The following is a 12,489-nucleotide window of genomic DNA, read 5'->3' on the forward strand; positions in this document are numbered from 1 at the left end:
AGGGCAGCTTATATTATCTATTTTTGATATTTTATTATACATTTGTGTTCTTATATTGGTTGCATCATGACTAGCCACTAATGAAGCAAATTTATTTTTTTTGGATTTAGCACTATTAATATGATCTATAACTTTTTTAATATCATCTTTAGTATAATTTTTATTATCTAATATTCCAGGAAAATTATAAGATATCCAAAGAGGAAAACGCACATAATTGTTATATTTATTTTCATCAAGTCTGTCAAAACTGATAGATAAGTCAACATCATTAATACAGTTATCAGAATATTGTGCCCAAGTTTTATCAATAGCATTTTTAGATACGCATTCCCCAGTATAAAATATTTTGATTTTAGCTTTAGAATGCTCTAAAAAATATCTTTTTCCAACAGGTCCGAAATATTCTATATCTGGATTATAACCTATTTCTAAATCACTAATATAATATTTTTTTATTAAATTATAAAAACTATTTTGACTAAACTCTTTTTCATTTACAGACCAATCATTTCTGACAAAAAAAGTTTTTTTGTTTTTTATATAATTTTTATAATGATTATAATTTATTCTGTATCCAAAATCTTTTAAATAAATAGAATCTATTCTTATTTTGTTTCTTATACTTCTTATTGGAATAGGCCAAACTAAATACTCAATTAAATTCTTTTTTAATAATAATTTATCACTCATAAATAACTTTATTTTTTTAATTTATCTAAACTTAATCCCACACTATTTAAATCATATTCAAGCATTATCTTCACTAATTCTTTAAATGTAGTTTTTGGTTTCCAGCCTAGTTTTTCTTTAGCTTTTGTAGGATCTCCCAAAAGTAAATCAACCTCTGCAGGTCTGTAATATCTAGGATCTATCTCTACATATTTTTTCCAATCAAGACCAACAAGTCCGAAAGCTTCATCTAGGAATTCTCTTACAGAATGTGTTTCTCCAGTAGCTATAACATAGTCATCAGGATTTTCCTGCTGCAGCATTAGCCACATAGCTTCTACATAATCTTTAGCATATCCCCAGTCTCTTTTTGAATCCAAATTACCTAAATATAATTTATCCTGTTCTTTATTAAGAATTCTAGCAATGGCATGTGTGATTTTTTTGGTTACAAAAGTCTCACCGCGTCTTGGACTTTCATGATTAAATAGTATGCCATTACATGCATACATATTATAGCTTTCTCTGTAATTTACAGTAATCCAATAAGAATATAATTTAGCACATGCATAAGGACTTCTAGGATAGAAAGGTGTTTTTTCTGTTTGAGGAGTTTCAACAACTTTTCCGTATAATTCGCTTGTTGAGGCCTGATAGAATTTAGTTTTTATCTGTGTTTCTTTTATGGCATCAAGTATTCTTAAAGTACCAAGCCCTACTACATCAGCAGTATATTCTGGCATATCAAAACTTACTCTTACATGGCTTTGGGCTGCTAAATTGTATATTTCATTAGGCTGTATTTTTTCTAATAGTCTTGATAAATTAGAGCTGTCTGATAAATCTCCATAATGAAGGAACATTTTTACATCATTAATATGCGGATCTTTATATAAATGGTCTATTCTTTCAGTATTGAATGATGAACTTCTTCTTATTATGCCATGTACTTCATATCCTTTTTCTAATAAAAGCTCTGCCAAATATGAACCGTCTTGACCTGTAATTCCAGTTATAAGTGCTTTTTTCATTATTATGTCCTCATATATGCTAAAATCTATTTATTATAATTTTGCAAAAAATCATTGTACGCTGTTTTTAATCCGTCTTTAAGTTCTATTTTATATTTCCAGCCTAGAGCGTTTATTTTACTAACATCAAGCAGTTTTCTCATAGTTCCATCTGGTTTAGAACTGTCTAATTTTATTTCACCTTCAAAACCAACAGTTTCCTTTATCAATTGTGCAAGCTCTTTAATAGTAACTTCTTTTCCAGAACCTATATTAATAAACTTGCCTATGTTCTTGGCATTTTTATTTTCCATTAAATAAATGCAGGCCTCTGCTAAATCATCGGAGCACATAAACTCTCTTAAAGGAGTACCGCTTCCCCAGATAGTAGTTTCTTTTAAATTATTTATTTTTGCCTCATGAAAACGTCTGATGAGCATTGGTATAACATGAGCATTTTCAGGGTGATAATTGTCATTTATACCATAAAGATTGCATGGCATAACAGCAATGTAGTTTGTATCATACTGTCTATTGTAAGCATCGCATAATTCTATGCCTGCAATTTTTGCTAATGCATAAGGCTGGTTTGTACTTTCTAAATATCCAGAAAGCAGATATTCCTCTTTTATAGGCTGAGGGCATTCTTTAGGATATATACAGCTTGAACCTAAAAACATCAGCTTTTGAACATTATATTTATATGATGCTTCTATAATATTATTTTGTATTTGAAGATTATATAATAAAAAATCAACAGGGTAGGTGTTGTTTGCATATATTCCGCCTACTTTGGCTGCTGATAAAAATACCCACTCTGGTTTTTCTTTTTCAAAAAAATTAAATACCTTTTCTCTATCTCTTAAGTCTAGTTCTGAGTGAGTTTTTCTTATTATATTGTTATATCCATTTTTAGTTAGCACTCTGTCTATAGCACTTCCTACCAAACCTCTATGACCAGCTATGTATATTTTTATATTTTTATCCATAACTTAATTATGTCCTTTGAATTATAAAAATTATCTATCTTTTCCTGTTATAGCTTCTACTATATTTACAAGATTAGAAATTGAACGGTTAAAATATACTAATACATCTCCGTATAAATGAGCATTTAAAGCAGGTATTAATGATTTATCAACATTGTCATAATGTCTTTGTCTTGCTTCATAATAGAATGCTTTTATTTCATGATATTTCTGCATAGCTTCATCATATGTTTTTTCTTTGTTTAAAGAATAGTACTGAAGTATTAGTTCTGATAAATAGTCTATAAATTTTTTATTATTGTCTATCATTTTTAATATATCTGCTTTTTGTGTTTCATTAAACAAGGTCTTTTTTTCGCTTCCCTTTATAATTGCTTTGCCTAAATCTTTTAAATTATCTCCTAGATTTTCATAGTATGTGCTTATATTTATAAGAGAAGCGATATTTGCTGAGTTTAAAGTATTTTTTCCAAGCAGTTTAAGAAGGAATGAATGTATTTCCTGATCCGTATTATCAAGCATTTTTTCATGATCTCTTATTTTAGTAAGAAGTCTTTCGCTAGGGTTTTCAAATAGCTGTTCTATTCTTGAAAGCATTTTTTTAGCAATTTCGCCCATATAAGTTACTTCTTTTCTTACCTCTATTTCTGCGGATACTGGCATATTAAGTAATTTATCAGAAAGCACACTAACATGTTTTTCATCTTCTTTGTCTTTGATTAGGAAGCATACGATTTTTTCTAGTTTTTCTGTTAGGAAATAGAATACTATAACATTTATAATATTAAATATAGTATGAGCAGCTGCTATATAGAATGATATATTTATATATTTATTATTTACTACAAGATTAGGGTCTCCTATGTTCATAAGTCCTACAACTATATCAACCAATTTTATATAATACGGGAATAGGAAGAACATATATATAACACCGAATATATTAAATAAACAGTGAACTAAAGCAGCTCTTTTAGCATTTGTAGAAGCTCCCAAAGTTGCTAATACAGCTGTAATTGTAGTACCAATATTTTGTCCTAGTATTAATGCCACACCAGTAGGGTAATCTATTAAACCAACTGAAGCTAATGATATTGTAACACCTAAAGCTGCACTGCTTGACTGTATTATAGCAGTAACAATCATACCAATCATTACACATAAAAATCTGCCGTATATAGTATTAGCATTCGCTATTAAGAAAACTTTTTCAAAATCTTCAGATCCTCTTACTCCTTCAAAAGCCATTTTCATAAGAATAAGACCGTAAAATATCATACCAAAACCCATTAGTATTTCACCAAAGAATCTTAATTTTCTATTTTCTGAACCAAATATGACTATAATAGATCCTATTCCAAGAGAAGGCAAAGCTAGAACATCTATATTTAATGATATTATCCAGCCTGTAACTGTAGTACCTATATTGGCACCAAGTATGATATTTATTGCCTGAGAAAGAGTTAGAATATTAGCATTAACGAAACTTACAGTCATTACAGTAACAGCACTGCTCGACTGAACTATTGCCGTTATTAAAAAACCTAAAGCTATTCCGAATATTTTATTTTGAGTTAATTTGTGGAGGATTTCTTTTAGGGCATTTTCTGTACTTTCCTGAAGTCCGTCTGAAAATACCTTAAGACCATACATAAAAAGTCCGAATCCGCCGATTAAAGAAAAAGCTAGGTTTAAAAACATATGGCATATCCTACTATTTTATTAAGCTAGGCGTGCTTAGTATATTATAAATGTAAAAAAAGTCAATAAAAATAAATTATTAAGTTAATTGATTTTTATTGACTTTTAAGTTAATTTAATTAAAGCATTATTTTTTTAATTTTCTGCCTTCTTTATCAGTGAACTTATCTAATAGTATCATTACTATATCTACTATGTACCATATTCCAAAACCTCCAGCTGTTATCCAATATAATATACCAGTACCGATTTTACCAACATAAAATCTATGAACAGGTAAAAATATGGCTAATAGTAGAGTTATAATCCAACTTCTATCTGATACTTCCATAAAAAACCTCCTATAAGTATATAATTTTTGATAATTATAAATTATATGTAAAAAAAGTAAACAATTATTTTTTATAATAATAATTTTTTATAAAAAAATTAAAAAACTTTTTTAATATATTGAACTATTTTATTATTGTTTAATTAAAACTAGTTTTAAATTTATTAATATACTGTTTTTTACAAAATAGTTATATTTTGGTATTTATATAAAAAATAAGTAATATTATGTACTAATAGTTTTTCAAAACAGATATAATATAGGAGTTTATCATGTCATTATTATCAAAAGAAGATATAGAAACGTTAGAGTCATTTCATATCGGTAACGGCGGATATTTTTATAAAATGTTAAACTATTTGGAAGAGTTTATTGAAAATGGTATAAAAGAAAATAAATTTACATTAGAAGAGGCTAGGGAAGATTTGGATATAGCATTATGGTATTCTTATGCCTGCAATAATATAGGCGATTATGAACATTATTATATGTCTAAAGAGTTTATGAAATATTCTGAAAAAAATGCCAAAGGATGCGGAACTTGGTACTACAGATACACTGTTGCTCTTATATACTGCGGTAAACTGGAAGAGGCATTAAAATATTCTGAACGAGGTGTTATAGAGGAGCCTAATTATCCTTGGGGCTGGCTTGAGCTTGCTAAACTTAGACTTCATTTTGGAAATAAAGAAGGTGCTGTGGAAGCAAATAATAAAGGTCTTGAAATAGTGCCTAATGATTATGAGTTTTTAAGACAGGCTGATGAGATAGAGAATTATTATTCATTAGAGGCTTTGGAGTACCATTATATAAATGAAGAGAGTGATAAGAATTTACTGGAAGGGCTTGATTACGGAGAGGATAAACTGAATGCTATAGCTTATATATTATGTGATGAAGAAAAATTAAAAGCAATAAAAGATATTATTAATCCTACAGAATGGGAAGCTGATAGTCCGTATTGTAATTTTAAGTTTTATGTTGGAGATAAACTTATAGATGGTGTATTTACTATGAATGAAGCGGCTGTATCAAAATTAGATAAAGAGATGATAAAAAAATCTTTAGATGAACTCAAAGAAGTAAAAGAAATATTTAAAAATAATGAGAATGCTGAATTAATATCTGTAAAATTTGATATTGATTATACTATTGAAGCTGCATTTAAAAATAATGAAACAGAAAAGACTTTTTCTATTAGAAAAATGTTTAATGAAGATTCTGAATATAAAAAAGTTGCAGATGAAATTTTTGATTCCTACGGCATGCCTTTAGATCCTTATTTGGAAGAACTTCCGAATATTGTTACTATATACAAAAAAGAAGATAATTGTTTATATTATGCTGAATGCTGGATTAATGATGAGTTTATAGTAAAACATACTGGCATAGTAGGCGATAGAGGAAAAACTGAAGAATACAAATATGATAATCCAAGAGATTATAAAAAATTTTTAGACAGTTTTTATGAAGAATATAGTGACTATACAGAAATATCAAAAGAAGAATATTTTTATTTAATTTTGCAGTTTGAGATAGAGCCGTTTGAAGGTGAATTGCCTAACAAATATCATGATGCAGTGAATAATATAGGTAACACTTTACACTCTGTTTTAACTTGGAATGCTGTTGGAAGTCTTAATTCTTGTAATGTAGGAGAAACTGAAAATATAAAAGGAAAATATGTTATTAATTTCTTTTGTATTGTTATTAATACAGATATAGCATTTAGACTTATATTAAACGAGGTAATAGAAAATATAAAAGATGATATTGATTTATCTCATGTAAAAATAGCATCTATACCTTATATAGATAATGGAGAGGATTATAATTTATTGTATTCTTCAGATTCAAGTACAGATTTTTCTATATAATTATTAAAATATAAAGTATAACAATATAAACTATAAAAATTAGATAATTCTAACATTTTTATAGCTAAATACTGTAATTTAAATTTGTAATATTTAGTTATTCATTGTATAATATATACATTAAAATTTAAAAATATTATTAATAAATATTTAAGATAAAAGAGGAAAATTACAAATATGGCTGCTGCAGAAAAAACATATAGCTCGAAAAACATTCAAGTTTTGGAGGGGTTAGATCCTGTTAGAAAGCGTCCTGGTATGTATATAGGTTCTACAGGTGATCAAGGTTTGCATCACTTAGTATATGAGGTTGTAGACAATAGTATAGATGAGGCTATGGCAGGATATTGTAAGAATATAACTGTTACTATAGAAAAAGATAATATAATAAAAGTAGAAGATGACGGAAGGGGTATACCTGTTGATATGCATCCAAAGTTAAAAATTTCAGCTTTGGAAGTTGTTATGACTAAACTGCATGCTGGAGGTAAATTCGATAACGAAACATATAAAGTATCAGGCGGTTTGCATGGTGTAGGTGTATCTGTAGTTAATGCTTTAAGTACCGAGCTTATTGCCGAAGTTAGAAAAGACGGCAAATTGTACAGACAGGTATATCATAGAGGAGTTCCAGAAGAGCCTGTAAAAGAAGTAGGAACAAGCACAAAAAATGGAACTACTGTAATATTTAAAGCTGATGCTGATATATTTGAAACTACAATATATGACTATAAAATTCTTGCAAACAGATTAAGAGAATTAGCTTTCTTAAATAGAGGTATAAGAATAACTCTCACAGATAAAAGAGAAGCTGAAACTGTAAGCAATGAATTCTACTATGAGGGCGGTATAGAGATGTTTATTACTCACCTCAATGAAAATAAAAAAGCATTGCATGATAAACCTATTTATCTTCATAAAACAGAGGATAAAACTGATGTAGAAGTGGCTATGCAGTATGTTGATGCTTATAATGAAAATATATTTACATACTGTAATAATATTAATACAACAGAGGGCGGTACCCATTTAGTGGGATTTAGAACTGCTTTAACAAGAGTTTATACTGATTTTGCCAAAAAACTTGAATTAGATAAAAAAAATAAAATAACATTTATGGGTGAAGATACAAGAGAGGGACTAGTTGCTGTAGTATCTGTAAAAATACCTAATCCTCAGTTTGAAGGGCAGACAAAAACTAAGTTAGGTAATACAGAGGTTCGTGCTGTAACTGAAAAACTTGTAGTAGAAGGATTAAATGACTATTTCTCACAAAACCCAAAAGTTATAAAGGCTATATTAGAAAAAATAATATCTGCAGCAAATGCGAGAGAAGCTGCCAGAAAGGCTAGAGATTTAGCAAGAAGAAAAAATGCATTAGAAAGTGATTCACTACCGGGAAAATTGGCTGACTGTTCAGAGCAGGAAGTTGATAAATGTGAAGTATATCTTGTAGAGGGAGACTCTGCAGGCGGTACTGCTAAAGGCGGAAGAGACAGACATTTCCAAGCTATACTTCCTCTTAGAGGTAAAGTTTTAAATGTTGAAAAAGCTAGACTTGATAAAATTATAGATAATGAAAGTTTAAAACCTATAATTGCGGCATTAGGCTGCGGAGTAGGGGCTTCATTTGATATATCTAAAATAAGATACGGCAGAGTTATTATAATGGCAGATGCTGATATTGACGGCTCTCATATAAGAACTTTGCTTTTAACATTCTTCTTTAGATATATGCGTCCTCTAATAGACTTGGGACATATATTTATAGCGGTTCCTCCTCTATATAAAATAAGTTTTGACAAGAAAAATTTTGTATATGCTTATTCTGATGAGCAAAGAGACAAAATACTTGAAGAGAATAAGGATAAAAAATCTGATATACAGAGATATAAAGGTTTGGGTGAAATGAATGCTGATCAATTATGGGAAACTACTATGAACCCTGAAACTAGGCTTATGTATCAGGTATTAACAGAAGATGCTGAAAAAGCAGATCAATTATTCTCTATGCTTATGGGTGATGAAGTTAAGCCTAGACGTGATTTTATTGAGGCTAATGCAAGATACGTTAAAAATTTGGACGTTTAATCAATATTTTTTAATTTTATATTTGTATTTTTCTTAAATATTTTTATTTTTAATATAGGATAATTGTATAATTTTTTGAAAATAAGGAGTAAAATTTATGGATAATAAATATAATTTAATTATAGTAGGCGGAGGTCCGGGGGGTATTGCTGCTTCTGTTGAGGCTTCTATATTAAAAATGGACAAGGTGCTTTTAATAGAAAAAGGCGATAACCACTCAACTACTATTAGAAAATTTTATAAAGATGATAAAAGAGTAGATAAAGATTATAAAGGTGAAGCTTTAGATTTGAAAGGCAATATCAAATTTGAAACAGCAACTAAAGGTGATGTATTAGATTTATTTAGTGAATGTTTGTTCGGTAATTATATAGAGGCTATGTTTAATACTGAAGTTGAATCTATCAAAAAAAATGGTGAATATTTGGAAGTGACTACAGTTGACAATAAACAGTATCTAGCAAAATATGTTGTAGCTTCTATAGGCAAAATGGGAAGACCAAACAGACCTGATTATGCTATACCTGCAAGTCTTAATGCTGTTGTAAACTTTAATATCTATAAATGTAAAGAAAATGAAAAAATATTAGTAGTAGGAGGCGGAAACTCTGCTGTTGAATATGCTTACCTTTTGGGAAAAGATAATGATGTTACTATAAACTATAGAAAAGCAGAGTTTACAAGACCTAATGAAAAGAATTTAGAAACTATCAAAGAAGATATTGCAAGCGGAAAAGTGAAGGCAAGATTAGGGGTTGATATAAAATCTATAGAAGATAAAGAGGGTAAAGTATTAGTTCATTATACTGACGGTGTTGATGAAGTGTATGACAGAGTAATATATGCTTTGGGAGGAGTTGCTCCTATAGACTTCTTAAAAAGATGCGATATAGAATTAGATGAAGGCGGTGTTCCTATAGTTAATGATAAGCATGAAAGCTCTGTTAAAAACTTATTTATAGCTGGAGATATACTTTATAAATCTGGCGGTTCTATAGCTAAGGCTTTGAATGCTGGTTTTGATATAGTTGAACATATAGATAGTTTAATGAAAAAATAAGATATAGTTTTTTATAAGGGGCTTTTTATAAAGCTCCTTTATATAAATAAAATGTTAAAAGAGTTATTAAAAGATAATATACACATAATAGACAGTGTTTCTGATTGGCAGGAAGCATTATGTATAGGAGCTGACTGCCTGCTTAAAAAAGGCTTTATAAAGGAAGAATATATTAAGGCAATTATTAATGATGTTTATAAGTATGGTCCTTATATTGTTCTTACTGATTATGTTGCTATGCCTCATTCAAGACCTGAAAATGGTGTTATAAAAAAATCTATGAGTTTGCTTAAAGTAAGAAACGGAGTAGATTTTTATAAAACAGAAAAAAAAGTATATTTATTTTTTACTTTAGCAGCAGAAGATTCCAACAGTCATCAGGACGCTGTGCTTGAACTTGCTGATTTTTTATGTGATAATGAAAAGTTAAATAAACTTATAACAGAAGATTTAAATGAAAAAGAAATCTTAAATTTAATATAAGGAGTTAATTATGTTAAAAGTATTAGTTGCTTGTGCTAATGGAGCAGGTACTAGTTTAATGATGAAAGAGAAAGCTCAAATGGCTTTAATAACATTGGGAATAAATGATTTGCATATTGATCATTGTGATTTACATAGCTGTAAAATTGATGATTATGATTTGATATTTTGTCCTGTTGCTTTTATTGATGATTTTAAACATGCAGAAGAAAAAGGCATAAAAGTTATAGCTATAAAAAATATTCTTTCTCAAGATGAGTTTAAACAAAAACTTGAAAGTTCTGGATATTTAGAAGAGTTAAAAAAGAAATAAATTATAGTTTTAATAAAAAAGCAGAAGCTATTTTTTACTAGCCTCTGCTTTTTTGTTATTCACTATATTTTAGTTATTCGGATATAAAAGTTTATAGTCTTTTTTTATCCCACTTTGAAGATAATCATCAGGTATTACTTTCCAGTTATTGAGTTTCTCTACTGTAATAGCTCCATTCTGTGCTTCAAACCAATTTATTATATAATATCTTAAATCTTTATCAGTAGATTTTAAAACTAAATCCATGTTCTGTAAAGTTTTTAAATCTATCCCAGCACCTTGTGTAAGATGTCCTCCTCCTCCGCTTCCTCTGTATGAATTGATAGCAACTTTATATTCTTTATCTAATTCAAAATCTCTTCCATCGCTTAATGATTCTATAATAACTTTTTCTCCTCTTGGTTTTGTTACATCAACGGTATAATTTAGTCCTCCTACACTGTCATAGTTATATGTAGGTGTGAGAGTGTCATAAGAGTTGTATCTGCTATTAAAAATTAATTCTCCGTCTGAATCTTTTTTGAAAAATATTATATGATCATTAATATTTGTCATAGTATTAAACCATCTGCCATAAGAATATTCCATAATATCTTTTATCTGTTTTCCTGTTAATTTAATCACATAGAAGAAATTTTCATAAGGATATAAATTGAACATATCTCTTACTTTTATAGTACCGCTATTTAAAACAGCGTCTTTACTTAAAGGAGCTGCAAATGAAAGATCTGCTTTTTCTCCTAATTCTTTTTGAGCTATTTCAAATTGAAGTTTATGTATGAAACTTAAAAAATAACTGTCGCCGAATATTGCTTCATCGGAAGTGAGTTTTGTATTTAAAGTTCCTATATCTCTTGACACCCATTTAATTATACTCTCTTTAGAATTATTAAATTTGTCTAAAAACTCTTCATCAGGCTCAAAAGAAGAAGGATCTAATAGTTCTCCATCTAGTTTCATATCCCATTCTTTTTTATCTTTATTATACTGCATACTTACATCAATAGAAACTATAGCTCTGGCTGCATTAATGCCCCCATATATAGGAACTATCTTTCCGCTTGGACTTTTTACTTCCTTAGTTTTTTGTCTTGTTTTTTCATCATAGCCCAATCCAGACCAGCCTTGATGATCATGCCCTACAAGTATAATATCAAAACCATCTACCTGCTCAGCTACTAACTGACTTGCATTTTCATTTTTATATTTTTCTTTATCTTCTGTATAATTAGCTCCAGAATGAAAAAGCCCTATAATAATATCTGGTTTTTCTTTATCCTTTATAACCTTTATCCATTTTTTAGCTGATTCAACCATATCTTCTGCTTCTAAACCTTCATATAATACTTTAGGAAGTTGTCTTTCTATAGCAGGTTCAGTAAGTCCGAGTACTGCTATTTTTATATTATTTTTTTCTATTATGGTGTATGGTTTGAAATAAGGTTCTTTTGTATTTTCATTTACTATATTTGCAGATATTAGAGGAGATTTTAATTCTTTTGATAATCTGTCATAAACACTATGTCCAGCCTCTATATCATGATTTCCAACTCCTACAGCATCATAATTCATATAGTTTAAAACTTCTGACCATATATGAGGTTCATTAGTAGCAACAAAATTATAATAGTATACTGTAGGCTGACCTTGAAGTGAATCTCCATTATCAAGAAGTAAAATAGTTTTTCCTTCATTTTTAAGCTGTTTTAAATATGAAGATACATGTGCCATAGATGTACTTTCTTCTTCATCTGTAATAAAATTATATGGAAAAATCATTCCATGAATATCAGTTGTTTGTACTATAGTAAAGTCAATTTTACCTTCTGGGTAAACTCTATCTTTATTAGCATTACAGGATACAAGTAATGTTGATAAAAAAATACTCATTATTATATAACCCCTTCTCATACATTCCCCAATATTTAATTTAGTTATTATCAAGTAAGTATAACATATATA

At 28.8% G+C, this 12,489-nt stretch carries 10 protein-coding genes and 1 pseudogene; 5 read left to right on the forward strand and 6 right to left on the reverse strand.

Annotated elements, in window-relative coordinates; translation table 11 throughout:
• The 5 genes and pseudogenes from F811_RS0106035 to F811_RS0106055 form a co-directional block, all read right to left on the reverse strand.
• Positions 1–693: pseudogene (locus tag F811_RS0106035) on the reverse strand (glycosyltransferase); the annotation flags it as partial.
• A gap of 8 nt (positions 694–701) precedes the next feature.
• On the reverse strand, positions 702–1,703 hold the full coding sequence (gene gmd / locus F811_RS0106040) for a GDP-mannose 4,6-dehydratase (RefSeq protein ID WP_020004378.1): 1,002 nt from the start codon (positions 1,701–1,703) through the stop codon (positions 702–704).
• Positions 1,704–1,729: 26 nt separating this feature from the next.
• Positions 1,730–2,671, reverse strand: a complete 942-nt coding sequence (locus F811_RS0106045) for a GDP-L-fucose synthase family protein (RefSeq protein ID WP_020004379.1) — start codon at positions 2,669–2,671, stop codon at positions 1,730–1,732.
• 30 nt (positions 2,672–2,701) lie between these two features.
• Positions 2,702–4,372 carry a Na/Pi cotransporter family protein gene (locus F811_RS0106050; RefSeq protein WP_020004380.1) on the reverse strand — a complete coding sequence of 557 codons (1,671 nt, stop codon included), beginning with the start codon at positions 4,370–4,372 and terminating at the stop codon, positions 2,702–2,704.
• A gap of 127 nt (positions 4,373–4,499) precedes the next feature.
• Positions 4,500–4,703: a TM2 domain-containing protein gene (locus tag F811_RS0106055; protein ID WP_013115149.1), complete on the reverse strand. Its 204-nt coding sequence runs from the start codon at positions 4,701–4,703 to the stop codon at positions 4,500–4,502.
• A 272-nt stretch (positions 4,704–4,975) separates the two neighbouring features.
• Here F811_RS0106055 and F811_RS0106060 point away from each other — a divergent pair, with 272 nt between their 5' ends.
• The 5 genes from F811_RS0106060 (at position 4,976) to F811_RS0106080 (ending at position 10,527) form a co-directional block, all read left to right on the forward strand.
• A complete protein-coding gene (locus F811_RS0106060; protein WP_020004381.1) occupies positions 4,976–6,580 on the forward strand; it encodes a tetratricopeptide repeat protein in 1,605 nt (534 codons plus the stop codon).
• Positions 6,581–6,757: 177 nt separating this feature from the next.
• On the forward strand, positions 6,758–8,671 hold the full coding sequence (gene gyrB / locus F811_RS0106065) for a DNA topoisomerase (ATP-hydrolyzing) subunit B (RefSeq protein WP_020004382.1): 1,914 nt from the start codon (positions 6,758–6,760) through the stop codon (positions 8,669–8,671).
• 97 nt (positions 8,672–8,768) lie between these two features.
• A complete protein-coding gene (locus F811_RS0106070) occupies positions 8,769–9,731 on the forward strand; it encodes an NAD(P)-binding domain-containing protein (protein WP_020004383.1) in 963 nt (320 codons plus the stop codon).
• A gap of 51 nt (positions 9,732–9,782) precedes the next feature.
• Positions 9,783–10,214 (forward strand): PTS sugar transporter subunit IIA, encoded by a 432-nt coding sequence (locus F811_RS0106075; RefSeq protein ID WP_020004384.1) that lies wholly within the window; start codon positions 9,783–9,785, stop codon positions 10,212–10,214.
• 10 nt (positions 10,215–10,224) lie between these two features.
• The gene (locus tag F811_RS0106080; RefSeq protein WP_020004385.1) at positions 10,225–10,527 is read left to right on the forward strand and encodes a PTS sugar transporter subunit IIB; all 303 of its coding nucleotides are present in this window, start codon (positions 10,225–10,227) and stop codon (positions 10,525–10,527) included.
• 69 nt (positions 10,528–10,596) lie between these two features.
• Here F811_RS0106080 and F811_RS0106085 read toward each other — a convergent pair whose 3' ends face one another.
• Positions 10,597–12,438, reverse strand: a complete 1,842-nt coding sequence (locus F811_RS0106085; RefSeq protein WP_020004386.1) for a bifunctional metallophosphatase/5'-nucleotidase — start codon at positions 12,436–12,438, stop codon at positions 10,597–10,599.
• Positions 12,439–12,489 lie beyond the last annotated feature (51 nt).

It is taken from the genome of Brachyspira innocens ATCC 29796 (assembly GCF_000384655.1).
Taxonomy (GTDB): Bacteria; Spirochaetota; Brachyspiria; order Brachyspirales; family Brachyspiraceae; genus Brachyspira; species Brachyspira innocens.